General features: G+C 55.2%; 26 protein-coding genes. 19 read left to right on the plus strand and 7 right to left on the minus strand.

Annotated features, from left to right (window positions below; genetic code table 11):
* Positions 1–1,479: an Asp-tRNA(Asn)/Glu-tRNA(Gln) amidotransferase subunit GatA gene (gene gatA, locus GQE98_RS10640; RefSeq protein ID WP_161315616.1), complete on the minus strand. Its 1,479-nt coding sequence runs from the start codon at positions 1,477–1,479 to the stop codon at positions 1–3.
* On the minus strand, positions 1,479–1,766 hold the full coding sequence (gatC, locus tag GQE98_RS10645; protein WP_161315617.1) for an Asp-tRNA(Asn)/Glu-tRNA(Gln) amidotransferase subunit GatC: 288 nt from the start codon (positions 1,764–1,766) through the stop codon (positions 1,479–1,481). Before gatC ends, gatA begins: the two co-directional genes overlap by 1 nt.
* Positions 1,767–1,873: 107 nt before the next feature.
* Between gatC and ruvX the strand changes: the two genes are divergently transcribed.
* The 13 genes from ruvX (at position 1,874) to rpmG (ending at position 15,388) form a co-directional block, all read left to right on the plus strand.
* A complete protein-coding gene (gene ruvX, locus GQE98_RS10650) occupies positions 1,874–2,332 on the plus strand; it encodes a Holliday junction resolvase RuvX (protein WP_161315618.1) in 459 nt (152 codons plus the stop codon).
* A 56-nt stretch (positions 2,333–2,388) separates the two neighbouring features.
* Entirely contained in the window at positions 2,389–3,336 is a 948-nt protein-coding gene (locus tag GQE98_RS10655; RefSeq protein WP_161315619.1) for an aspartate carbamoyltransferase catalytic subunit, read from the plus strand.
* On the plus strand, positions 3,333–4,625 hold the full coding sequence (gene pyrC / locus GQE98_RS10660) for a dihydroorotase (protein ID WP_161315620.1): 1,293 nt from the start codon (positions 3,333–3,335) through the stop codon (positions 4,623–4,625). The genes GQE98_RS10655 and pyrC overlap by 4 nt, the downstream gene beginning before the upstream one ends.
* 11 nt (positions 4,626–4,636) lie before the next feature.
* The gene (gene plsY / locus GQE98_RS10665) at positions 4,637–5,290 is read left to right on the plus strand and encodes a glycerol-3-phosphate 1-O-acyltransferase PlsY (protein ID WP_161315621.1); all 654 of its coding nucleotides are present in this window, start codon (positions 4,637–4,639) and stop codon (positions 5,288–5,290) included.
* 62 nt (positions 5,291–5,352) lie between these two features.
* Positions 5,353–5,820, plus strand: coding sequence for a hypothetical protein (locus GQE98_RS10670; protein ID WP_161315622.1), 468 nt, complete (start codon positions 5,353–5,355; stop codon positions 5,818–5,820).
* Between the two features lie 91 nt (positions 5,821–5,911).
* Complete coding sequence (gene dprA / locus GQE98_RS10675) at positions 5,912–7,015, plus strand: DNA-processing protein DprA (RefSeq protein WP_202526227.1); 1,104 nt, start codon at positions 5,912–5,914, stop codon at positions 7,013–7,015.
* Between the two features lie 72 nt (positions 7,016–7,087).
* Positions 7,088–9,712 (plus strand): type I DNA topoisomerase, encoded by a 2,625-nt coding sequence (topA, locus tag GQE98_RS10680; RefSeq protein WP_161315624.1) that lies wholly within the window; start codon positions 7,088–7,090, stop codon positions 9,710–9,712.
* A 31-nt stretch (positions 9,713–9,743) separates the two neighbouring features.
* Positions 9,744–12,044 (plus strand): ribonuclease R, encoded by a 2,301-nt coding sequence (gene rnr, locus GQE98_RS10685; protein ID WP_161315625.1) that lies wholly within the window; start codon positions 9,744–9,746, stop codon positions 12,042–12,044.
* Between the two features lie 104 nt (positions 12,045–12,148).
* Positions 12,149–12,526, plus strand: coding sequence for a DUF983 domain-containing protein (locus GQE98_RS10690; protein WP_202526228.1), 378 nt, complete (start codon positions 12,149–12,151; stop codon positions 12,524–12,526).
* A 59-nt stretch (positions 12,527–12,585) separates the two neighbouring features.
* Positions 12,586–13,305: an NUDIX hydrolase gene (locus GQE98_RS10695; protein WP_161315627.1), complete on the plus strand. Its 720-nt coding sequence runs from the start codon at positions 12,586–12,588 to the stop codon at positions 13,303–13,305.
* Entirely contained in the window at positions 13,302–13,955 is a 654-nt protein-coding gene (locus GQE98_RS10700; RefSeq protein ID WP_161315628.1) for an NUDIX hydrolase, read from the plus strand. Before GQE98_RS10695 ends, GQE98_RS10700 begins: the two co-directional genes overlap by 4 nt.
* Entirely contained in the window at positions 13,948–15,108 is a 1,161-nt protein-coding gene (locus GQE98_RS10705; RefSeq protein ID WP_161315629.1) for an MFS transporter, read from the plus strand. Before GQE98_RS10700 ends, GQE98_RS10705 begins: the two co-directional genes overlap by 8 nt.
* A gap of 112 nt (positions 15,109–15,220) precedes the next feature.
* Positions 15,221–15,388 carry a 50S ribosomal protein L33 gene (gene rpmG / locus GQE98_RS10710; protein WP_161315630.1) on the plus strand — a complete coding sequence of 56 codons (168 nt, stop codon included), beginning with the start codon at positions 15,221–15,223 and terminating at the stop codon, positions 15,386–15,388.
* Between the two features lie 78 nt (positions 15,389–15,466).
* On the opposite strand, the gene GQE98_RS10715 is transcribed toward rpmG, so the two are convergent.
* Together GQE98_RS10715 and GQE98_RS10720 are read right to left on the minus strand one after the other, a co-directional pair.
* Positions 15,467–16,876 carry a PleD family two-component system response regulator gene (locus tag GQE98_RS10715; protein WP_161315631.1) on the minus strand — a complete coding sequence of 470 codons (1,410 nt, stop codon included), beginning with the start codon at positions 16,874–16,876 and terminating at the stop codon, positions 15,467–15,469.
* A 3-nt stretch (positions 16,877–16,879) separates the two neighbouring features.
* Positions 16,880–17,242: a response regulator gene (locus GQE98_RS10720; RefSeq protein WP_161315632.1), complete on the minus strand. Its 363-nt coding sequence runs from the start codon at positions 17,240–17,242 to the stop codon at positions 16,880–16,882.
* 175 nt (positions 17,243–17,417) lie between these two features.
* Here GQE98_RS10720 and GQE98_RS10725 point away from each other — a divergent pair, with 175 nt between their 5' ends.
* Genes GQE98_RS10725 through GQE98_RS10735 form a run of 3 tightly spaced genes read left to right on the plus strand, consistent with a single transcriptional unit; the run spans position 17,418 to position 19,656 of the window.
* The gene (locus GQE98_RS10725) at positions 17,418–17,693 is read left to right on the plus strand and encodes a DUF3572 domain-containing protein (RefSeq protein ID WP_161315633.1); all 276 of its coding nucleotides are present in this window, start codon (positions 17,418–17,420) and stop codon (positions 17,691–17,693) included.
* A 2-nt stretch (positions 17,694–17,695) separates the two neighbouring features.
* Positions 17,696–18,367, plus strand: a complete 672-nt coding sequence (locus GQE98_RS10730; RefSeq protein WP_161315634.1) for a hypothetical protein — start codon at positions 17,696–17,698, stop codon at positions 18,365–18,367.
* An 11-nt stretch (positions 18,368–18,378) separates the two neighbouring features.
* Complete coding sequence (locus GQE98_RS10735) at positions 18,379–19,656, plus strand: DNA polymerase IV (RefSeq protein WP_161315635.1); 1,278 nt, start codon at positions 18,379–18,381, stop codon at positions 19,654–19,656.
* A gap of 12 nt (positions 19,657–19,668) precedes the next feature.
* Here GQE98_RS10735 and GQE98_RS10740 read toward each other — a convergent pair whose 3' ends face one another.
* Positions 19,669–20,475 (minus strand): EipB family protein, encoded by an 807-nt coding sequence (locus GQE98_RS10740; RefSeq protein ID WP_161315636.1) that lies wholly within the window; start codon positions 20,473–20,475, stop codon positions 19,669–19,671.
* A 94-nt stretch (positions 20,476–20,569) separates the two neighbouring features.
* Positions 20,570–20,725: a hypothetical protein gene (locus tag GQE98_RS10745; RefSeq protein ID WP_161315637.1), complete on the minus strand. Its 156-nt coding sequence runs from the start codon at positions 20,723–20,725 to the stop codon at positions 20,570–20,572.
* A 100-nt stretch (positions 20,726–20,825) separates the two neighbouring features.
* On the opposite strand from GQE98_RS10745, the gene GQE98_RS10750 reads away from it, so the two are divergent.
* On the plus strand, positions 20,826–21,542 hold the full coding sequence (locus GQE98_RS10750; protein ID WP_161315638.1) for a GGDEF domain-containing protein: 717 nt from the start codon (positions 20,826–20,828) through the stop codon (positions 21,540–21,542).
* A 23-nt stretch (positions 21,543–21,565) separates the two neighbouring features.
* On the opposite strand, the gene GQE98_RS10755 is transcribed toward GQE98_RS10750, so the two are convergent.
* Positions 21,566–22,828: an adenylate/guanylate cyclase domain-containing protein gene (locus tag GQE98_RS10755; protein ID WP_161315639.1), complete on the minus strand. Its 1,263-nt coding sequence runs from the start codon at positions 22,826–22,828 to the stop codon at positions 21,566–21,568.
* Between the two features lie 159 nt (positions 22,829–22,987).
* On the opposite strand from GQE98_RS10755, the gene GQE98_RS10760 reads away from it, so the two are divergent.
* The gene (locus GQE98_RS10760) at positions 22,988–24,460 is read left to right on the plus strand and encodes an aldehyde dehydrogenase family protein (protein WP_161315640.1); all 1,473 of its coding nucleotides are present in this window, start codon (positions 22,988–22,990) and stop codon (positions 24,458–24,460) included.
* Between the two features lie 34 nt (positions 24,461–24,494).
* A complete protein-coding gene (locus GQE98_RS10765) occupies positions 24,495–24,962 on the plus strand; it encodes a RidA family protein (protein WP_161315641.1) in 468 nt (155 codons plus the stop codon).
* The last annotated feature ends 97 nt before the right edge of the window (positions 24,963–25,059 follow it).

Genomic DNA, 25,059 nt, shown 5'->3' on the forward strand with positions numbered 1-25,059 from the left:
TTATCCCCTCCACCAGTCAGTCGGTGTGGCGGTAAAGCCGGCAGCTTCTTCCAGAACGCCGCCTACGCGGAATACGGTTTCCTCATCAAACGGCTTGCCCAGCAATTGCAGGCCAAGTGGCAACCCTTCCTTGGATAGCCCCGCCGGAACCGAAATACCCGGCAATCCCGCAAGGCTTGCGGGCACCGTGAACACGTCGTTGAGATACATCTCCAGCGGATCATCCCCCTTCTCGCCAAAGCCAAAAGCCGCAGACGGCGCGGTCGGGGTCAGAATCGCATCGACATTCAGATATGCCTGCTTGAAATCCTCGGCAATACGCGCGCGGACCTTCTGCGCCTTCAAATAATAGGCGTCATAATATCCGGCGGACAGCGCATAGGTCCCGATCAACAGGCGGCGTTTCACCTCGGCGCCAAAGCCTTCGGCGCGGGTGCTCGCATACATATCGTTGAGATCCTTGCCCTCAACCCGGAGGCCGAAACGCACCCCATCATATCGGGCGAGATTGGAGGACGCTTCCGCCGGCGCGATGATATAGTAGGCCGGAAGGGCGTATTTGGTATGCGGCAGGCTTATTTCAACGATTTCCGCGCCGGCCTCTTTCAGCCAGTCAATGCCCTGCTGCCAGAGAGCGTCAATTTCATCACTCAGGCCGTCAATGCGGTATTCTTTTGGAATGCCTATCCTGAGCCCCTTGATATCGCCGGTCAGCGCTCCCTCGAAATTCGGCACCGGCATATTCACGCTGGTACTGTCCTTCGCATCGAACCCGGCCATGGATTCCAGCATGATTGCCGTGTCACGCACCGTGCGCGCCATCGGTCCCGGCTGATCAAGGCTGGAGGCAAAAGCCACCACGCCCCAGCGCGAGCAACGCCCATAGGTCGGCTTCATCCCGACAATCCCGGTGAAGGCCGCAGGCTGGCGGATCGAACCGCCAGTATCCGTTCCCGTTGCGCCCATGGCGCTGAACGAGGCAACGGCACTGGCCGATCCACCGGAAGAACCGCCCGGTACAAGCGCGCTATCGTCGCCGTCGCGCCGCCAGGGATTGACCACATTGCCGTAAAAACTGGTTTCGTTAGAGGACCCCATGGCGAATTCGTCAAGATTGACCTTGCCGAGCATCACCGCGCCTGCATCCCAGAGTTTAGCCGTCACGGTGCTTTCGTAATGCGGCGTAAAGCCATCGAGAATATGCGAGGCCGCCGTGGTCAGAACGCCCTTGGTACAGAACAGATCCTTAATGGCGAGCGGGATGCCCTCAAGCTTGCCCGCCTCCCCTTTTGCCCGCCGCGCATCGGACGCCGTGGCGGCATCCACCGCCTGCTCCGGTGTTTCCGTAATATAGGCATTCAGCGGTTTCGAGGCCGCCATCGCCGTGATATGGGCAGCAGTCAGTTCACGCGATGAAAAATCGCCCTTGGCCAGCCCGTCGCGCGCCGCAGCAATAGTCAGTTTAGTCAGGTCACTCATTATTCAATCACCTTCGGTACGGCAAAAAAGCCGTCTTCATGGTTAGGACCGTTAGCGACGACATCCTCGACATAACCACCGTCCGTCACCTCATCGGCGCGCCAGCGCAGGCTCATCTCGGCAACGGATGTCATCGGCTCTACATCGTCCGTATCCACCTCGCCAAGCTGTTCCACCCAGCCCAGAATATTATTAAGTTCGGCCGCCATCGGTTCGAGGTCTTTTTCCTCGATCTTGATGCGGGCCAGATTGGCTACTTTCGCCACAGTGGCTTTATCAAGCGACATCTGTCACCCTTTGCTATAATAAGAAGCTATCCGGAGGGTCGGCCCGGATTTCATCCAACTTGAAAATTGGCACCAAACCGACAATTGGCTGCAAATTAGCGTAAGCAATGCTTCTCGACAACCCCACCTATTTGAAACATCTGTTGCCCCTAGACAGGCGGCTTCTCGGTATGGACCCCGGCACGAAGACAATCGGGCTTGCCATATCCGACACCGCCTTGAAAATAGGCACGCCTCTTATGACAATCAAGCGGACAAAGTTCAAGACAGATGCGGAAGAAATCCGCAAAATTATTGAGAAATGGTCGATTGGCGGTTTTGTTATCGGCCTGCCAATCAATATGGACGGGAGCGAGGGGCCACGCTGCCAGTCGATTCGCCAGTTTCAGAAAAATCTCGAGGAATATTTCGATCTGCCCATGTGTTTCTGGGATGAGCGGCTATCCACCGTCGCTGTCACCCGCAGCATGATCGATGCGGATGCATCCCGCCAAAAAAGGGCGAAATCGGTCGATAAAATGGCTGCCGCCTATATCCTGCAGGGCGCACTCGACTCTTTGCGATAATTTTTTCGCCAAATACTTGCTGCGCGCCGATTGGGCGACTATACAGTTGGTTTTTAATGACAAACACAGATCCCATACGATTTGCCCATCGGCATCTCCTTGATATCGCGCGGCTCGACGCTGCCGACATCAATCAAATCTTGTCTTTGGCGGAACATTACGCGGAAATCGCCCGCACGCCGGATAAAAACCGCGATCTTTTGCGGGGCAAGACCCAGATCAACCTCTTTTTTGAAAACTCCACCCGGACCCGGACCTCTTTCGAACTGGCAGGCATGCGGCTAGGCGCGAATGTCATCAATATGTCGGTTGGTTCCAGCTCGGTCAAAAAGGGCGAAACTTTGATCGACACGGCAATGACACTGAACGCCATGCACCCGGATGTTCTGGTGATCCGTCATGGAGATTCGGGCGCCCCGCATCTTTTGAGCCAAAAGGTCGATTGCGCGGTCATCAATGGCGGAGACGGTAGTCATGAGCATCCGACGCAAGCGCTTCTGGACGCGTTGACCATCCGCCGCCGCAAAGGCCGGCTGGAAGGGCTGATCGTTGCCATCTGCGGGGATATCCAGCATAGCCGCGTCGCCCGATCCAACATCGCACTGCTCAATATCATGGGCGCACGGGTGCGCATCGTCGGGCCGACCACCCTGATCCCGTCGAATGCCGCGAAAATGGGCGTCGAGGTTTACAACAAAATGTCCGAAGGGCTGAAGGATGCCGACATCGTCATGATGCTGCGCCTTCAGACAGAACGGATGCAGGGTTCCTTCGTGCCGTCGATCCGTGAATATTTCCATTTCTTCGGCCTCAACAAGGAAAAGCTTTCCGTCGCCAAGAAAGACGCGCTGATCATGCATCCAGGGCCGATGAACCGGGGAGTGGAAATCGATTCCGAGATTGCCGATGACCTAAACATCAGCGCCATCTCTGAACAGGTGGAGATGGGCGTTGCCGTACGAATGGCCTGCCTCGATCTTCTGACACGGGAGACAGCGGCATGAGTAAACCGATCCGCGCCCTCATCAATGCCCGCCTGCTCGATCCGGCGACGAACACAGACACTATGGGCGGTGTCCTCATCGAAAAAGGCAAGATCCTCGACTGGGGATCACATATCAAAAAAGATACCCTGCCCGACGGTGCAAAAATTGAGGATTGCAAGGGATACTGCCTCGCCCCCGGGCTTGTCGATGCCCATGCCTATCTTTGTGAGCCGGGCAAGGAACACCGCGAAACCATGGCGACCGCCGGGATGGCCGCCGCCGCGGGCGGTGTGACCAGCATCAATGCCTTTCCTGCCACCGAACCGGTCATCGATGATCCGGCACTGGTTGAAATGGTGCAGCGGCGCGCGAAAAATTCATGTGCGGTCAAGGTCTGCATTACCGGCGCGCTGACGAAGGGCCTGCTGGGCGAGGAAATGGCCGAGATGGGCCTTCTTTCCGAGGCGGGCGTTGTCGCCGTCAGTGATGGCCAGTTCGCCATCCAGAATGTAAACCTGATGCGCCGGGCACTTGCCTATTCCACCATGTTCGACCTGCCCATCATCGTCCATGCGGAGGATCCGGCGCTCGCAGCGGGCGGCGTCATTACGGGTGGCCGCACCGCGACCTTCATGGGGCTGAAATCCGTTCCGGCCTGCGCGGAAGCCATTCTGGTGGAGCGCGATATTCGTCTGGTCAAAATGACCGGTGCGCGCTGGCATGCGGCGCATCTAAGCACGCGCGACGCCCTCGATACCATGCGCCGGGCGAAGAATGACGGGTTGAATGTCACCGCCGGAACCGCACCGCATTATCATGCGCTGAATGACCTGGAACTGGGCGAGTACCGCACTTTCGCCCGCGTCTCCCCGCCCCTTCGAGAGGAGGAAGAGCGCCTCGCCGTGATCGAGGGGATCAAGGACGGCACCATCGATATCATCTCATCCCAGCATCTGCCGCAAAGCGCGGACAGCAAACGCGTGCCTTTTGCGCAAGCCAAACCCGGCGTGATCGGGCTGGAGACCATGCTGCCGGTCAGCCTGCGGCTTTATCACAATGGCGATGTCGATCTTTTGAGATTGCTTCATACCATGACGGTGGCGCCTGCTAAGCTTCTAGGGCTTGACGCCGGTGCACTCAAAAAAGGCGCGGACGCGGATCTTTTCCTTTTCGATACTGAAAAGCCGTGGCAGGTGGAGGGGGACAAGCTGCTCTCAAAATCGAAGAACACCGCCTTTGACGGCCATCTGCTGCAGGGTCGCGTCCTTAAAACCTTTGTGCGCGGCAAAGCCGTTTTTGAGCTTTAGGAGGCTACACGATGCCCGATCCCTTAGGCGATATCAGCTACACCTGGCCCTTTTATGCCGCCGCCGTTATCGGCTACCTCATCGGGTCAATCCCATTCGGGCTGGTGCTCACGAAAATGGCGGGACTCGGCGATGTGCGGAAAATCGGTTCTGGCAATATCGGCGCGACGAATGTTTTACGGACAGGCAATAAGGGCCTCGCCCTCGCGACCCTCCTGCTCGACGGGGGTAAGGGTGCCCTTGCAGTCATCCTCGCCAATAGTTTCTTCACGCAAGACTATGCTGTGCTGGCGGGCGGCGGCGCCTTTCTCGGCCATCTTTTCCCGATCTGGCTTAAATTCAAGGGTGGCAAGGGCGTTGCGACCTTTATCGGCGTGATGCTGGCGATCAGCTGGCCCGCCGGGCTCGGCGTTGCCCTTACCTGGCTGCTAACCGCCCTGATCTTCCGGATTTCCTCTCTCTCCGCGCTGGTCGCTGCCGCGCTTGCACCCGTTTACATCTATATCCTGCAAACCTTCTCCCCCATCGGCGGCACCTATTACGGCGACACGCAACGGATTGAGTTTGCCGCGATGATGGCCCTGCTCATCTTTATCCGCCACCGCGAGAATATTGGCCGCCTGTTGAAAGGCGAAGAACCGCGCATCGGTAAAAAGAAATCCTGACTATCGGTTGAACAGTTCGCCCTTGATACCTACTTAAAGGAGAACTTAAACCGAAGAGATAAATGGATGAGCCGATGGATTCCGGCGCAATACAGCATATCAAGGATGCCAATGTCCGCCGTCTGCAGGACCTGCAGGACACCGCTGGTCAGGCTTTCGATGCGCATGTAAACCGGCACAAGGCCGAGATCGCGCGGCAGCGCAGCTATTTCCAGGAAAACTTTCCCCTACCCGTAATGGTTATTCGCAAAAAGCAAATAAGCAAACCTCAATCAACGATGGATCCGGCCGAGGGCGCCGCGGAGGAATTGAAAGTCCTGATTGAAATAGAGAAGTTCAAGAAATGGCGGCGGCAATCAAAACCAGACGCCGATCCCCCGCTCTCGCCTGATCCTGCTCCCTCAATAATCGCGGCGGAACCCTCTTTTCCCTCGGTCGAAAAGAAGAAGGCAGGCGGGTTTTCCCTTAGGAATATATTCGATCTATCGCCGCAGTTTCGCGATATCGAGACCTCTGATAAAAAGACCTAGTCAGGTTACTGCGAGCATTTATCCACATAAAATTCAATTGACGCGATTATAAAACTTCTGCCATCTTCCGGTAATGGAACAAAAACGCGAATTGTCCTCAGAAGAGAGGCTTGCCTGGCTGCGCCTGATCCGGTCGGAGAATGTCGGACCGATTACATTTTTTCAACTGTTAGGCCGTTTCGGAACCGCGACCAAGGCGCTTGAAGCCCTGCCCGAACTTGCCCGCAAGGGGGGACGCAAGAAACCAATTCGTGTATGTCCGGTGGCTGATGCGATGAGGGAGATGGACACTCTCCTGGCTTTCGGCGGACGTCTGCTCGCTGCCACGGAACCGGATTATCCAACGGCGCTGCGCATGATTGCGGACCCTCCGCCGGTTATCTCCATTCGGGGCCATGCCCATCTTCTGAACAGGGATATCCTGGCGGTCGTCGGCGCGCGGAATGCCTCCGCCGTGGCGCTGCGCCTGACCGGGCACATTGCCCGGGAAATATCACGCGAGAAAATTATTGTGGCCTCCGGCCTCGCCCGCGGGATCGATACGGCAGCACATCAGGCATCGCTGGACGGTGGAACAATCGCGGTGGTTGGCGGCGGCCTCGACTATCCCTATCCCCGTGAGAACAAGGCGCTGCAGGAGGAAATATATGAGCGCGGCTGCGTCATCGCAGAACAGCCCATGGGTACGGTGCCGCAGGCCCGCCATTTCCCCCGCCGCAACCGGATTATCTCCGGTCTCGCGCTCGGTGTGCTGGTGATGGAGGCCTCTCCCCGCTCCGGCTCGCTTATTTCCGCACGCATGGCCCTCGAGCAAGGGCGCGAGGTTTTTGCAATACCCGGTTCCCCCATGGACCCGCGCGCGAAGGGAACCAACAACCTGATCCGCAATGGCGCGACCCTGATTGAGGAGGCAGCGGATATCATAGACGCCCTGCAAGGTATTCGACAGCGTCCCCTGAAAGAACCGGACCAGCCGCTTCTTCCCTTCCTTGATCCGCTCCAGCCGGAGGAGCAGGACCTCGACCGGCTCCGCCCCGACATTTTGAGTTATCTCAGCCCGACACCGGTTGAAATCGACGAGTTGATCCGTCTCACCGGGGAGCCCGCTGCAACGATTTTAACGATTTTACTTGAACTGGAACTGGCAGGCAGAATAGAACGCCATTTCGGAAACAGGGTTTCAATCATCGAATAGCGTCTCTATATATCACGGCATGACGCATAAAAGAGTGACCCTTAATTTAAGTGGAAAGCCTGCGGTATTAATATGAACGTTGTTGTTGTCGAATCCCCTGCAAAAGCCAAGACGATTAATAAATATCTGGGCAAGGACTATACGGTTCTGGCATCCTACGGGCATATCCGCGACCTGCCATCTAAGAACGGATCGGTCGAGCCGGATCAGGATTTTGCCATGCATTATCAAAATGATGCGAAATCCGCAAAACATATCAAGGCCATCGCCGATGCCCTGAAAGACGCCGATAATCTCTACCTCGCCACTGACCCGGATCGCGAAGGGGAAGCCATCGCCTGGCATGTGCTGAAAGTGATGGAGGAGAAGAAGAAACTGAAGGGCGCGAAGGTCAGCCGCGTTGTCTTCAACGAGATTACAAAGCGCGCCGTACTGGAGGGAATCGCCAATCCCCGCGAGCTGGATATGAACCTCGTGAATGCACAACAGGCGCGCCGGGCGCTCGATTATCTTGTCGGCTTTACATTATCACCGGTTCTCTGGCGCAAATTGCCGGGTGCGAAATCTGCCGGCCGGGTACAATCGGTGGCACTTCGTCTCATTTGCGAGCGGGAACTGGAAATCGACGCCTTCACGCCGGAAGAATATTGGACGATTGACGCGGACTTCCTGACCGAAAAGAAGGACAAGATCACCGCACGGCTCACCCATCTTGCGAACAACAAACTTGACAAATTTGGCCTTCCCAACGCGGAAACGGCTCTGGCTGCGGCGGAAAAAGTGCGCGCCGGTAGCTTTTCCATCGCCGATGTCACGCAGAAACCCGCCAAGCGCAACCCGTCCCCGCCCTTTACCACGTCCACCCTGCAGCAGGAAGCTTCCCGCAAGCTGGGATTTGGCGCGAAGCGGACCATGATGGTCGCGCAAAAGCTCTATGAGGGGTTCAACCTCGGCGGGGAGACGCAAGGCCTCATCACCTATATGCGAACCGATGGCGTCAGCCTGGCGATGGAGGCGATGCACAGTGCACGGGACGTAATTGCGAGCGAGTATGGCAAGGAATATGTGCCGGAGAAGCCGCGATTCTATAAATCGAAATCCAAGAATGCACAGGAGGCCCATGAGGCCATCCGGCCGACTGATCTTTCCCGCACCCCGGCAATGGTCGCGAAATATCTCGATCAAGAGCATTTGCGGCTTTATGAACTGATTTGGAAACGGACAATCGCCAGTCAGATGGAAAGCGCACAAATGGAGCGCACCACCATCGACTTCAGCGATGGCGAGGGCCAGACCCTGCGCGCCACTGGCAGCGTCGTGCGCTTTCCGGGCTTCCTCAAGCTTTATGAGGAAGGCCGCGATGATGTATCGGACGACGAGAACGGCAATCGCCTACCTGCGGTCAAGGCCGGGGAGAATGTCGCAACAGACAAGGTTACCGAGGACCAGCATTTCACCGAGCCGCCACCCCGCTATTCCGAGGCAAGCCTGGTCAAGAAGCTGGAAGAACTTGGCATCGGTCGCCCGTCCACCTATGCGTCCATCATCTCCGTCTTACAGGACCGGGATTATGTCCGGATTGACCAGAAACGCTTTATCCCAGAGGATAAGGGGCAGCTGGTAACGGCCTTCCTCGCCTCCTTCTTCACGCGCTATGTGGAGTATGATTTCACCGCGCAACTGGAAGAAAAGCTCGATGATGTATCGGCGGACAAAATAGATTGGAAACAGGTTCTGCGCGACTTCTGGTTTGACTTTAACACCCTGGTGGAAGGTACGGCGGAACTCAGGGTTTCTGATGTTCTTGAGGAACTCAACCGCGTTCTTGCACCGCATATCTTCCCGCCGACCGAGGACGGAAAAGATCCGCGCACCTGCCCGAAGTGCGACGACGGGCGGCTTAGCCTGAAGACCGGGCGTTTCGGTGCCTTTATCGGCTGTTCCAACTATCCGGACTGCCGCTTTACCCGCAAGCTCGGTGAGAGCGCGGAGGATGCAGACACGACCGCTGACGAGGGTCCGAAGGAGATCGGCGAAGATCCGGCAAGCGGCCTGATGATCACGCTGAGACGCGGTCCCTATGGCCCCTATCTGCAACTGGGCGAACCGGAACCGAAGAAAAAGCCGAAACGCGTCTCGATCCCGAAGGATATTCCGCTCGAAGAAATAGATTTCGATCTGGCGGTGCAGCTTATCGGCCTGCCGCGCGAAATCGGCCCTCATCCGGAAACCGGCAAGATGATTACCGCCGGGCTCGGCCGCTATGGCCCCTATGTCGAGAGTGAACGGAAATATGGCAAGCTCAGCAACAGCATGGAAGTACTGACCGTCGGGATGAACCGCGCGGTCGAACTTCTGGCCGCGGCAAAAACACGTGGCGGTGGGCGCACGACAGCGCCGCTGCGCGTCGTTGGAGAACATCCCACAGATGGTGCGGACGTCAATGTGAAGGATGGCCGCTACGGCGCTTATGTCACCCATGGCGGAATCAACGCGACCATCCCGAAAGACGCCGACCCGATGACCATTACGCTGGAGGAGGCTGTCAAGCTGCTGGCTGAACGGGCAGAAAAGAGTGGCAAGAAGCCAAAACTCGCGAAGAAGGCCGGAACAACTAAGAAAAAGGCGCCGGCGAAGAAGAAAGCACCGGCGAAGAAAAAGGCTGCGCCGAAGAAATCAGCGGCCGCAGCGGAATGAGGCGGCCATTGGAAACGGAAAACGGGACATCTTGACCCAAAAAAACCCACGAAACGCGCATCTGCCGACCAAGGAGCAGGTCCGCACCTTTATTGATGAAAGCGAGACACCCGTGGACAAGCGGGAGATCGCCCGTGCCTTCAATATCAAGGGCGCGGACCGGATCTATTTGAAAAAGATCCTGAAGGAACTCATCGAGGACGGTCATCTGGAGCGAGGCCGCAAACGCGAACTCGCCCCGGCAGGCGCCCTTCCCTCCGTCGCGGTAATCGAGGTGGACCGGATCGATAAGGGCGGCGAAGCCATTGCCCGGCCTGTCAGCTGGCAGGAAGATACCAAGCCGCCCCTTATCTATGTGCTGCAACCCGGCCGAACACAGGCCCCGGGTGTCAGGGATCGGCTGCTCGCCCGCCTCTCTCGCCAGAAGGATGGTACCTACGAGGCTCATGTCATCCGCCGATTGGAGGCGTCCGCTGGCCCGGTGCTCGGTGTTTACACCAAAACCGGCAAGGATGGACGCGTGCAGCCCACCAACCGCAAGCTCAAGAAAGAGGTTATCGTTCGGGAGGAAAACTCCATGGGCGCGCAAAGCGGTGAAGTCGTGCTGTGTGATATCCTCCCGGGCAAGGCCTACTCGCTTCCTGAAGGCCGGGTGACACAGCGTGTCGGCCCGATGGATGACGCGGCGTCCTTAAGCCTCATCGCCATCCACGCCCATGGCATCCCGGATAAGTTTGATGAGGCCTCGATCAAGGAGGCCCTGGCGGCGAAACCAGTCTCTCTCGGCAAACGGACAGACTTGCGGGGCCTGCCGCTACTGACCATTGATCCGGCGGATGCCCGGGACCGGGATGATGCAATCTGGGCCGCGCCGGATGACGATCCGAAAAACAAGGGGGGTTGGCAGGCCATTGTCGCCATCGCCGATGTCGCCCATTACGTGACCCACGGCTCCGCGCTTGACCGGACGGCGAAGGAACGTGGCAACAGCGTCTATTTCCCGGACCGAGTGGTGCCGATGCTCCCGCATGAGCTTTCCAGCGATCTCTGCTCGCTGCATGAGAATGTCGATCGGCCGGTGATGGCGGTCCATATGTGGTTCGATTCGGAGGGTAACAAGCTACGCCACAAGTTCATGCGTGGCCTGATCCGCTCCGTCGCCTCCCTCACCTACCGGCAGGCGCAGGACGCCCATGAGGGCGTGACCGATGAAAAAACGGAGATGCTTGCCAAGGAGGTGATCGAGCCGCTGTTTGGCGCATATGCGTCACTGAAAAAGGCGCGGAGCAAGCGCAAACCGCTTGATCTCGACCTGCCCGAGCGGCGCATCGAGTTCGGCGAGGACGGCTTCATCAAGGCGGTGCATAAGCGCGAACGGTTCGCGGCACATATGCTGGTCGAGGAGTTCATGATTCAGGCCAACGTCTCGGCGGCGGAAACGCTGGTCAAGATGAAGCGGCCCTGCATGTTCCGTGTGCATGAGCCCCCCGCGACGGACAAGATGATCGGCCTGCATGAAACACTCGCCGAGATGAATATAAGTTTTGCCAAAGGACAGGTTGTCACAACGGAAACCTTTAACCGTATCCTTGCCCAGGCTGATAACGAAATCGATCGGGAACTGGTCAGTTCACTGGTCCTGCGGAGCCAGTCACAGGCCGTCTACAGCCCGGATAACCTTCATCATTTTGGCCTGCATCTCCAGAATTATGCCCATTTCACCTCGCCGATACGGCGTTATGCCGACCTGCTGATTCATCGCAGCCTGATCGCCGCCCTCAAACTCGGCGACGGCGGACTTAAGGATGAAGAAGCGCTCGAGTTCAGCGAAATCGGGACCCAGATTTCAGCAACTGAACGGCGCGCCATGGTGGCGGAACGCGAAACAACGGACCGATTTACTGCGGTCTTCCTCGCCAACAAGGTAGGAGAAATCTTCACGGCGAAAGTCTCCGGTGTCACCCGCGCGGGTCTGTTTCTCTCCCTCGATGACAGCGGGGCCGACGCACTCGCGCCCATCTCGACCCTTGGGAATGATTTCTTCAACTTCGACCAGGAAAAACACATGTTGGTCGGCAAACGGACCGGGCGGGTATTTCGCCTCGCCGACCGGCTGGCCGTGCGTCTGCGGGAAGTCGATATCGTGACTGGTAGCATGATTGTCGAGATTGAAGACGGACGCGAGGGCGGAACGCCACCATCCCGGCGAACACCTGCGGATCGCAAGGGCAAGACGGGAGGGAAACCTCCGGCGCGCAATCCGGTTAAGAAGAAAAAGCGCACCACCCCAAAAGGCAAGAAGCGGGCGCAACGCCGCCAGCAGCAGGAATAATCGCTGCGGCACAGTGTCGCAAAGTAATTTTCATGATATAAATAAGGCCTATGTACTGCTAGTATTCAGCGTATCAGTATGGAAGAAACAGGTCTTAAATGGAAATGGTAGCAACCCCCAGATCAGTATGGCAGGCCATGATGAATGGTCTTCGCTTACGTTGCCCCGATTGCGGAGAGGGCCAGGTTTTCAGGAAATATATCAAGGTCAACCATACCTGCGATAACTGCGGGCTGGAACTGCATCACCAACGCGCGGATGATGCCCCGCCCTACTTCACCATGCTGATCGTCCTCCACTTCGTACTCTCGGGGATGCTGACCGTTGAGCAGGTCTACAGCCCCGCTACCTGGGTGCAGCTGACCATCTGGATGCCTGTCTCCCTAGTATCCGCACTTTGGCTGCTGCCCCGGGTAAAAGGCGCGTTGATTGGTATTCAATGGGCGCGGCAGATGCATGGCTTCGGGGGTGACTTCACCTAAACTATCTGGACTTGCCTGTCCAGCAGGTGCATAATTGGGGGAAAAATGGAAGCCCGATTATGAGTACAACAAAAAATAGAAGCGTTGCGGAAAGCCGCACCGATGGCAGCAAAGCTCCCCGCCCCAAAGATGCAGCAACCCTGATCCTTTACCGGCAAAGCAGCAAGAACATTGAAATCCTGATGGGTGAACGCAGTGGGCGGCATAGCTTTATGCCCAATACATATGTTTTCCCCGGCGGACGCGTTGATGCCAGCGATAGCCGCATCCCGCCTGCGGAAGATTTACGTGAAGATGTGATGGCACGGCTGCTTCGTGGTGGCTGTACGCCAGCCCGCGCCCGCGCGCTTGCCATTGCCGCGATCCGGGAAACGTTCGAGGAAACCGGCCTGCGCCTCGCCGGGAACTACCCGCGGCCACGTAAATCCCGCGTACAGGTCTGGAATGAATTCGGCACCAACACCTGCGGACCTGATCTCTCGAAGCTCGATTACATCGCTCGGGCGGTGACGCCGCCGTCCCGCAAGAAACGGTTCAATACGCGGTTTTTCGTTGCCAATGCCGAGACGCTCGAAGGTGAGATTAAAGGCTCAGGGGAATTGCTGGACATACGCTGGGTAACGATTAAGGACGCGCTTAATCTGGATATTCCGGTTATTACTGAAAAAATACTCGGCTACGCGGGCAAGTTCCTGAATGAACGCCCGCCGCAAGAGGCAACCGTGCCCGTTCCCATGTTCATGATGCGCCATGGCAAACGAATCTATGGTGAAGAATGACCAATCAGACGCTCCGCACACGGTCGGTCACTCCCCGGCATGCCGCCAGCCTTGTCATCTATGAACAACGGGCTGATGACCTGTATGTGCTGATGGGCCGTCGATCAAAAGCCCATAGGTTTCTACCAGACGTCTATGTGTTTCCTGGTGGCCGGGTGGACCGGGCCGATGCGGACATGACGCCGCTTGCCCCGCTCGCGCCGGATATTGAGAAAATGCTCTCGCGTCCGTCGGATATGGCCCATGCTGTCGCCACGGCAGCAATTCGGGAAACGCATGAGGAAACCGGTCTTATCATTGGTGATTATCAGGACGATCAGTTAATACCTGATCTGTCACAGCTTGATTTTATCGCCCGTGCAATTACGCCCCCCAAAAGCCCGATCCGCTTTAACACGCGATTCCTGACCCTTGATGCGAAGCATGTATCCGGCGGTGAACTTGGGGGATCAGGTGAACTGATTGACCTGCAATGGATACCGCTATCCGAAACCCATCGCGTCCCGCTTATTGATGTAACGGAATTCGTTCTTGAAGAGATTGACCGACGAATCAAGAAAGCGACACCAGCCCCGCAACCACGGGATACCGTGCCACTTTTCACTTACTTACGGGGCAAGCCTTTCATTCGGCATCACGACAATGGCTGACGCCGCGCCAGCGGTCGACAACCGACGCGCGCTGGTCGCTGTGATTGCCGCCGTAACGGCCATGGCAGTCTCTCTCAGCCTTTCTATTCCCCTCGTCTCCCTCTTGATGGAGAAGCGGGGCTACGGTAGCGATATCATCGGCCTCATGGGGGCCCTGCCGGCCCTCTCCTTCCTGCTGGCCTCACCCGTGGTCCCGGCCTGCACCCGGGCTCTCGGGTCTGGCAAGATGCTGTGGGGGGCGCTGCTGCTCGCGGCCGCGTCCATCTGGAGTCTCTCCTTGTCGGACAATATCTATTTCTGGTTCTTCCTGCGCCTGATGATCGGTCTTTCAATGGCCGTGCTGTTCCTGATCAGCGAGACATGGCTTAATAAAATCGCGAAAGAGAAAACCCGCGGACGGACGATCGCCATTTATATCTCGTCAATGACCTGTGGCTTCGCCTTCGGCCCCGTCCTCATTAACTTTCTTGGCGCGGAGGGCAGCCTCCCTTTCATCGTTTCCAGCCTGATCGTGTTAAGTGCCGGGTTCGCCTTTATTATCGTTGGCGACCGGTTTCCGGATCTGGGAGAAAAAAGCAGCTATTCGATCTTCTCCTTCATAAAAATCGCTCCGATGATCAGCGCCGCCACCCTCCTCGTTGCGTTCTTTGATGGGTCCGTGCTCACCTTGTTGCCCGTCTATGGCGTCAAGAACGGACAAACACTGGAAATGGCCGTCCTGATGACAAGCGCCCTGCTCGCTGGCAATATCCTGCTACAGGTTCCCATCGGCTGGCTGGCGGACCGATTTGACCGGGCCAAGGTGATTCTCGGCTGCGGCATCGTTGGGGTGCTTGGCGCGCTGATCCTGCCGCTTGTCATGTTTAATCATTATCTGCTCTGGCCGCTTCTGATTATCTGGGGCGGCGGGGTTGTCGGGACCTATACAATCGCCCTTGTTGTCATGGGGCAGGAATTCAAGGGGGGCGACCTCATCACCGCAACTGCCGCGGTGGGCATGCTCTGGGGCGTTGGCAGCCTTTTTGGCCCTGTTTTCGCAGGCCTGGCAATGGAGATTTTTGAACCACACGGGATGCCTTTGACCTTCGCTGCGGCCTGCCTGCTGTTCGTCCTTATCGCATTCAATAGTCTGCGCCGGACACGCAACGCCTAAAAAAAGCGAATTTTCCAAGCGGATGCTTGACTTCGCCAATTAAATCCGTATTTTCCGGGCTTCGATTATATTTTATGCCCGCCATGGTGCGGGAACGACTGGAGTTTCGGACATGGCTAAGCCGACAACATTGAAAATAAGGCTGGTAAGCACCGCGGATACAGGTTTCTTTTACGTAACCAAGAAAAACCCGCGCACCTTGACGGAAAAGATGGTCGTACGCAAATACGATCCGGTTGTCCGCAAGCATGTGGAATTCAAGGAAGCTAAGATTAAATAGCGCATTACCGCTGAACGAAAACAGGCCGCAAGATTTTGCGGCCTTTTTTTATGGGAAAATCCAGAAATACTTGACGTATCAGCGCGCGGCGATGCCGTGGGGTCTTTCAAAAACCTCAACATTTGAGGGCGCGACAACAACCCGGTTACGGCCGTCCCTCTTCGCTTTGTAAAGTGCCTTGTCCGCACGTTTCAACAAACTATCCGAGCTTTCACTTTCCCCCGACACCGTCACGCCGATTGAACAGGTCAGGTTGAGCTCAAGAGTTCCCTTGGACACCGAAAAGGGGACTTCCGAAATCTGGCGACGCAGGCGTTCGGAAACAGTTGAGGCCACGGAAAGGTTCGTATCCGGCATGACGACAACAAATTCCTCCCCACCGTAGCGGCAGGCAAGATCGATCCCGCGGACACTGGCGCCAATGCGTAGGGAGAATTCCTTGATAACCTCATCCCCGACGTGATGGCCATGTGTGTCATTGACCCGTTTGAAGAAATCAATATCCAGGATCATGACACAAACCGGCTTATAATCGAGTTTTGCCCGTTGCAGGATGGCATCGAGATGATTGGACATATAGCGCCGGTTATACAGCCCGGTCAGGCTGTCTGTGACCGCCAGTTCCATGCTGCGATGGAAATTATGGCGAAGCCTGTCCTGATATTGCTTGCGGAGGATCTGGGTCCGCGTCCGGACAATCAATTCATTTGCATCGATAGGACGCATGACATAGTCATTGACCCCAATTTCCATGCCCTTGATAAGCTTGTCTTTATCTGATTCATCAACCAAAGTCAGGATAGGCAACTGCCGTGTTTCTTCCAAACTCCGGATCTTGGAGCACAGGCGCAGCGGATCATAGTTCGAAGAGTCAAGACTGATGACGGCAAGATCATAGTCGCCGCCACGCAGCAAAACCTGTGCTTCTTCCATATTTGGTTCAAGCGTAATATCGTAGGTTTCCGCGTAAATTTCCTTCATCATGCGAACAGAATATTCATTGTCGTCGATCACCAGGATTCGGGCGCGCTGGATAGCTTCTTCCTTGCGGTCGGACATGCTGATCACGCCCATTTCCGAGCTGGTCTCTTCCCGCAGGCGGAATTCATCCATCATCATCTTGAGCCGGAGCAGTGATTTCACGCGCGCGAACAGCGCCATGTCATCCACTGGTTTGGTCAGGAAATCATCGGCCCCCGATTCCAGGCCCTGAATGCGGTCAGCGGCTTCACTGAGCGCCGTCACCATAACGACCGGAATATGAGCTGTCTTATTATCAGCCTTTAGTCTCTGGCAAACCTCAAAGCCGTCCATCTGCGGCATCATCACATCGAGAAGAATAAGGTCGGGCTGTTGTTCCAGCGCTATTTTCAGCGCATCTGCGCCATTGTAAGCTGTTATAACGTCATAATATTCGACGGACAGCTTTGCCTCGAGTATTTTAACGTTCGGGATAACATCATCAACGACCAGTATGCGTGCAGACATATTCTAGCTCAAAAATTCTTTAACTGTGTTCAGGAAGTTTTCAACTGAGATCGGTTTCGCAACATATGCTTCACAGCCCCCCTCACGGATTTTCTCTTCATCCCCCTTCATCGCAAACGCGGTGACGGCAATAACAGGTATTGACTTCAACACCTCATCCTCTTTGATCCATTTCGTCACTTCGAGGCCAGAAACCTCTGGTAACTGAATGTCCATCAGGATCAGGTCGGGCATATGCTCACGTGCAAGACCCAAGGCTTCCATTCCATCTTTTGTCTGAATGGTGTTATAACCATGTGCATCCAGAAGATCATGAAACAACTTCATATTTAAGTCGTTATCTTCGACAATCAATACTGTCTTCATTTTCAGTTCGTCCAATTCACTAGTACTATCGCCTGAGCGAGACGGCAAAAATAGGCTCAAAAAAAGAGCTTCCGATTTCCAATTTGGCCCTCAAGAGACTATCATTCACTCTCAATAAATAGATATATGTTTAATTTTCTCTTACCATTAAGTGATTACAGGCATAGAAAGTTCCATGAATCGCGAAAAATCCGAAATTATTGCATTACAAGCACTTACATATATTGCTGGCCAGGAAAAAACCATGAGCTGGATGCTGGCGGAGACTGGTATTGACCAGGGTACTCTCGCTGAATCGGCGCAAAACCCCGAGATTTTGGCTGGTGTGCTCGATTTCCTGCTGATGCATGAAGAAATATTAATTGATTTTTGTACTAACGAGAAACTGGACCCAGCCAGTATGAACCGCGCGCGCCAGTTCCTACCCGGTGCGCCGGTAGAGGATTATTGACCATGTATACCGGAATTCATGATGACGTTCGTCCGCAGCTTGAAAAGCTGATCATCGACCGCGACCGCCCGCTTATCATCACCGACGCGGATGAGGTTCTGTTTAACTTCATGATCGGGCTTGAAGATTTTCTCACCTCCCTTGATTTGTATTTCGACTGGTCGTCCTTTGCGCTCACCGGTAATATCCGCCGCAACACGGACAGGGAGCCCATTGACCAGATGGAGGTGGGCAAGCTCCTCTCCGACTTCTTCGATCAGCGCTGTGCATACCTGCCCGCGGTGGAGGGGGCCGCCGAAGGGCTCGCGATGTTGAGCGATCATGCACAAATTATTGTCCTCAGCAACGTGCCGCCCAAATATGCCCATAAGCGCCGCGCCGGTCTGTGCGACAAGGGAATGGATTTCCCGCTCATCGCCAATGTCGGTAGCAAGGGACAGGTTGTCCGCTTCCTGACCCACGAGTTGAATGCGCCTGCCTATTTCATCGATGACATTCCCCATAATCACAGCTCGGTCAATGAACATGCGGCCCATGTACATCGGCTGCATTATATCGCCGACCCGCGCCTCTCCGACCTTCTTGGCCCGGCGGAGCATAGTCACAGCCGCCTCTATGACTGGCCGGAGATCGGCGCGCATATTATCCGTCATATCGAGACGGGCGAGTACTGACAGGAGGCGGTATGGCCAGCCTTTGCCGCCATTGCCTGAAAATACTGGATGACGACGGGCTCGGCGTTAGCCATCGTTGTCCAGCCTGCAGGTCCCCAAAACTTCTCCGACATACTGAATTATTTGATCTCACGATCGCCCATGTCGATTGCGACGCCTTTTATGCTTCTGTGGAGAAGCGGGACAACCCCGATCTTAACGCGAAACCGGTTATCATCAGCCACGACAGCCCGCGTGCCGTTGTCTCAACCTGCTGTTATATTGCCCGTATGTCAGGTGTTCGCTCGGCCATGCCATTATTCAAGGCCAAGAAGCTCTGCCCCGATGCCACCATCATCCCGCCGGATATAGCAAAATATGCCGCCGTCAGCCGCGAGATCCGGGCGCTGTTCGACAGGCTGACGCCGGATGTCGAACCCCTTTCCCTCGATGAAGCTTTTCTCAACCTGTCGGGAACTGAACGGCTGCATCATCGTAACGCCGCCCAATCCATGGCCTGGCTTGCCCGGGAAATTGATAGAAAGATCGGGATTACCGTTTCTGTCGGCCTCAGCTACAATAAATATCTCGCCAAGCTTGCCTCGGACCTCGATAAGCCAAATGGTTTTGCGGTTATCGGCCGCACAGAAGCGATGGACTTCCTAAAACAGCGACCGGTCAGTGATATCTGGGGTGTTGGGAAGGCGTTTAGTCGCAAACTCGCGGCGGAAGGCATCACCACTATTGGCCAGCTTCAACATCGCGAAAAAGCGGAATTAATGGCCAGGTATGGCGTTATGGGAAGCCGACTTTACCACCTTTCCCGTGGTGAGGATGATCGCCAGATAAAAGCCGGTCAGCGCGCCAAAAGCATTTCAGCGGAAACGACTTTCAGCACCGATATATCCGATATAGATATCCTGCGGGACCGGCTCTGGCCCCTCTGCGAGAAGGTTTCCAAGCGTCTCAAGAAATCGGGCAAAGCAGGTAAAACCGTCACGTTGAAGCTCAAGACAGGAAACTTCAAAACCCTCACCCGCAGCCATACACTTGCACAGCCGACCCAGCTTGCGGAAACTCTATATCGGGAAGTGCGCCCCCTTCTTGAAAAGGCCGCGCCCGGTCACGACTTCCGCCTGATCGGGATTGGGATCAGCGGTTTTGGCATTCTGGAAGATGCAGACCGGCCGGATCTCCTGAATAGAAATTCCGGGCATGCCAAGGAGGTGGAGGCCGCCATCGACAAATTGCGGGATAAATTTGGTGATGCCGTGATCGCTAAAGGCCGAGGCCTCAACAAAAAAGACTGAGCCTTTACTCGATCAGGAGCATTTTTCCTCAGCAAGTAAAGTGAGTTCTGCAACTTCACCACGCAGGGTAAAATCACTGTATTCAAGCTGTAAGTCCGTCGCGATGCCATTGCCGAAAATCTTCATCCCGACTTTATAGTCTGGCTCCGTCTGCTGTTGGCTAAGATCAAAAAAGGAAATCTGTAGTGGCCAGAAGGTTTGACCTTTCAGCTCGTTTGTCGCCTCTGCCGGGGAAAGAAGCGTCTGTGCCTTGCCAATCACCGCCAGGGTATCGGAGAGTCCGTCCTCCCCATTCCCATCATAGACTTTGGTGGACAGCAGGTTCTTGCCAGCAGCGGCCGCTTTCAGGATCTGACGGGTGTGCTCCCCCGGGAAAATAACATCTCTTGGCAACGTCATGTCGGCAAGATCCGGATTACTGAATTTTACGATCGTGCCGTCTTCCTGATTTTCAGCAATGCCACTGTATTTTTCAATCAACTGACCGTTCAGCATATTTGACATGTCAAAGCGCATCATTCTGCCGACATTGTCTTCCCAGGTTGACTGGCTATAGTCGGAAACGATGATATTACCCTCAAAATTAATTAGCTCGAGCAACATACGCTGATTGACAATCAAGCCATCACATTGCTGCTCAACCTTCATGACAATGCGCCCTCGAACGCCCTCTATCCCACTGTTTTCGCCAAGTTTTTCAAGACGAAGGTCATAGACGGCCTGATGGGAGGCAAGGCGCAACGGCGCCGCGTAAGATAAATTGACAATACTAGTCAGGCCTATCCCAACGAGAGTTAAAGCAACTTTTGACCATTTCATTTCGACACTTAATCCATAATAAATTAGGCACTCTTTGCGCATATGTTCTCTGAATGTCAGTAATATACCTCTCGGTTACGACTGTGAAGGTTTATCACGAAAGACGGCTATTTCTATTCATATGGGTCATTTGTACCGATCCGGAAGGCATAAAATTCCCCTCAAATTTACCTAAAATATGAACAAAACCTTTATTTTTTAAACTATCTAATTGATTTACAACAACTTTTTTAAGATGAGCTTCTGGCATGGTAGTTGCTCTGTTCTAAGCAGTCTGTATTTGCCGGCCTGGTTACGAAATTGAACAACCAATCACACAGCCAACCGGTTTTAATGAGGAGAACAGAGTTATGCCATCGCCCCTGACGAACATATCGTCACTTCAAAATGGTCATCCGCTAGGGTTTGAAGCGGAAATCGGCGCACAGTTAGAAGACCTCTCAACGGCGCTCAGAACCAGCCTAAGGCGACAGGCCCCGGCCAAACACTGGCGGTTGATTAATCGCGTAATCGCCTACGCGGCGAGTGCGGAACAACATATATCAGAACAGCAGCAACGAATTCAGGAACTGGAAGCACTCTCCACCACTGACGAACTGACTGGCCTCCATAATCGTCGTGGCCTTCAGGACTTCATAACCCGGACACTAGCCATGGCGCGCCGTCATGGAGAGGAGGGAGTTGTCGCTTTTCTCGATCTCAATGAATTTAAGGAAATCAATGACCGCTTTGGTCATGATACCGGCGATATCGCCTTGCAAAAATTCTCTGAGGTCATTCAGGGGAACCTGCGCGGTTCAGACTTTGTTGCCCGCATTGGCGGCGACGAGTTCGTATTTGTCCTGACCCGGACAAATGCAGAAAATGGCCTGACCCGTGCCCTTGCCATTCTGGATGAAGTCTGCGCCACCTCTATTCAGGCCCGTGGACAGAAAATTTTCCTGAAGGCCAGCATGGGGGTCGTTCCCTACACCGGCGAAAGCTCCTACAACGAGCTGATGACTGCCGCCGATCACGCCATGTATGAGAACAAGAAAGCGAATAAAAAGGTAACGCACGCACATTAAACCCTGCGCGATCCCCTCCCAGCTTAGTCGCGGCAGAATAGCTCGATCGGTTCGCGCACGCCGCGCAGCTGGTGATATCCGCAGGAACGAAGGGATGTCACCGCGTTGCTGCATGTCCGCATGAAATCACCGGACGCGAGCAGACTGGATCCAAGATCATCGCACAGGGCTTCAATGCGGCTGACCTCATTCACGGCCGGTCCGATGACGGTAAAATCCAGCCGTGTCTCGGATCCAACATTGCCATACATCACCTCGCCCACATGCAAAGCAATATCAAGGTCCATAGTCGGCTTGTCGGCGTCGCGCCGTTCTTTATTAAGGAAGTCAACTCCTTCCATCATTTGTTCAGTCACACCGAGGGCCGCTTCACATATTTGCCGCACTGACTGTTCATCCGCCGAGGTCAACTCGAACGTTGCCAGAATACCATCACCCATGAATTTAAGGATTTCGCCACCCGCAGCCTCGATCGGGCTGGCCATACGGTCGAGATAGTGGTCCAGCATTTCGACAAGATCCCCCTTCTCGATGGTATCGGACAGCTGCGTGAACCCCTTGAGGTCCGCATAAACCAGCACAGCATTGATACTATCGACGGATCCTCGACGAACCTGACCAGAAAGTACCTTCCCGGCGGTTTCCCGCCCGATATATGTTTCCAACATGGCCCGTGCGGTTCTAAACGAAGCAATCCCTTTTACGGCGATGCCGAATAAAGGTATGGCCTTGCTGAGAATACGAAATTCCTCCTCGGTAAAGCCGCCCGGACGGTCTGATGCCCAGCTTGTAATAAGACCAGCGGAGATTTCCAGGCTTTGATTTTCAAAACCCCAGCCGAAATCGAAAATCTGGCAGAACCAGTCGGTCATTCCCTCTTCGCGAAATTCGACGAGAACTGGAAAATCAAGCTCATTTTCCGGCGCCAAAGGTCGGTGCAGGAAGGGAATTTTGTTTGTCAGCATAAAAAAGAACGGACTGGCGAACCAGCCTTCGCCGGGAATATCCGAATGCAGGAAGTTCGTGTTCGTCACAAGCCCTTCCCCGTGCCGCCAAGTATACATGAAGGCGCTGACCTGCGGGTGGATCGCGCTCAGCGCAATATTCCCGCGCTTGATGCGAACACCCCGCTTATTCAGCCGCTCACAAAATTCCGTAAAGACATCCCTGACACGAGTGCCCGTCAGTCCGGCGTCTATCAGCCAGGAGAATAATTCCCCGTCCTCATCATCGGCCTTGAAATGGCCGCAACGGTTTTCGGTATTCACACTATTCACAATACCCATCGACATACCTGACTGGTTAGTTTGATCCCGTTGATATAGGCTCACTCTACACGGATAAAAGGCGAAACTAAAAAATTTATCGGAAGAGCGTGCATGGACTGGCACTAGGCGTTTCCGCATGATAGTAATCGCCATCAGCCCACGGCAAGAGAGCGGATCATGAAAGAGATAAAAAAATACTGGCAGAGCTATATCAATGGTCAATGGGTGGATGCCCAGGGTGGGAACCGCATTGAGATTGAAAATCCGGCGACGGGACAAATCATCGCCGAAGTTTCCCGGGCCCAGAAAGAGGATGTGGATCAGGCGGTTGCTGCCGCACGTGCCTGCTATGAAAGCCGGGTTTTATATAACATGCGCCCGACAAACCGCGGCGCACTGATGTTTGAAATTGCCCGCCATATGACAGAAATGGCTGATGAAATTGCATTGGCCGAGTGCCTTGATAACGGCAAGACGCTGACGGGTGGCAAAAACGAAGCCATGGCCGCAGCCCGCTATTTTACTTATTACGGCGGCCTTGCCGACAAGCTGGAAGGACGGATGATCCCGCTCGGCGCGGATTATGTGGATTATACGATCCCCTCCCCCTTTGGTGTGTCGGCCCAGATCGTGCCCTGGAATTTCCCGTTGCAGATTGCCGCCCGGTCCGTGGCCTGTGCGCTTGCCACCGCGAACACCGTTGTGCTGAAGTCGCCGGAACTTTCCCCCGTTTCCACCTATTTCATTGCCGAAGCCTGCCATCGGGCCGGGGTCCCGAAGGGCGCGGTGAACATTCTCTGTGGCTACGGACATGATTGCGGTGCGGCGCTTGTTGCCCACCCAGATATCGACCATATCGTTTTTACCGGGTCGGTCGCCACGGGTCAGTCTATCCTGAGAACAGCGGCAGACAGGGTCATCCCTTGCGTGATGGAACTTGGTGGTAAGTCTGCGGGCATCCTGTTCAAGGACGCAGACATCGATCAAGCCATCAATTCCACAGCGAGCGGAATTTTCAGCCATGCGGGACAGGTTTGCTCCGCCCAGTCACGGCTGATTGTGCCATCGGCACTTCAGGCTGAAGTGGTTGAAAAGCTGGCCGCGAAGGCAAAGTCGCTTTCTATCGGCCCCGGGATCGACGGTCACGACATGACGCCAGTGATTTCGGCAGCACAGGCCGACAAGATTGAGGGGATGTGCCTTGCCGCGTCGCAGGCCGGGGCGGAGGCCGCCGCCGGCGGCCGCAAACATGGCGACCTTCCCGGGCATTTTATCGAGCCAACCGTTTTTGCCAACGTGACGCCAGAGATGACCATCGCGCGGGAGGAAGTCTTCGGACCCGTCCTTTCCGTCCTCACCTATAACGAACCCGAGGAGGCGATTGCACTCGCCAATGGCACTGATTATGGCCTTTGCGCCGGTGTTTATACGAAGGATCTCGCGACTGCCCATTGGGCGGCGGATCGTCTTATCGCCGGACAGGTATTTGTCAATGAATGGTTCGCTGGCGGAATTGAGACGCCCTTCGGCGGAACGAAACGCTCCGGCTATGGCCGGGAAAAAGGCCAGGAAGCGCTGCTCAATTATGTCCAGACGAAGAATGTCGGCATTCGGATTACCGGCGGCGGCGGTGGTCGCCCCGGCGGCTGATCTAACGTAAATATTCAACAAAGAGGTAGAAAAAATGGCAGGCAAAATCGATGCCCATCTGGCAGAACTCGGCATTAATATCCCGACAGCGACAGCCCCCGCGGCGAACTATGTTCCATACGTAAGGACCGGCAATCTCGTTTTCGTGTCGGGACAGGTCCCCTTTGTTGACGGCAAGCTTGCCTATCAGGGCAAGGTCGGCAAGGACTTCACAACAGAGGAAGGCATGGCTTGCGCCCGCGTCTGTGCGCTCAATATCCTCTCCCAGGTGAAGGACGCCTGCGGCGGCGATCTGGATAAGGTCGTGCGCTGCGTCAAGCTGAGCGGATTCGTCAATTGCGTTGACGGTTTTGGCGAGCAGCCAAAGGTTGTCAACGGTGCCTCCGACCTGATGGTAGAGGTTTTCGGCGACAAGGGCCGCCATGCCCGTTTCGCCGTCGGCACCAACGCCCTGCCGATGAATGTCGCCGTTGAGGTCGACGCGGTATTTGAAATCAGCTAACCCGCGCAAGGGTGCGCCGAATACGCGCTCCCTCGCAAAGGAAGTTTCGTACGCTATTGGCCCTTCGGAAATTGAATGATAGAAATTTCTTGAATTC

The organism is Sneathiella litorea, from assembly GCF_009882915.1.
Classification (GTDB): domain Bacteria; phylum Pseudomonadota; class Alphaproteobacteria; order Sneathiellales; family Sneathiellaceae; genus Sneathiella; species Sneathiella litorea.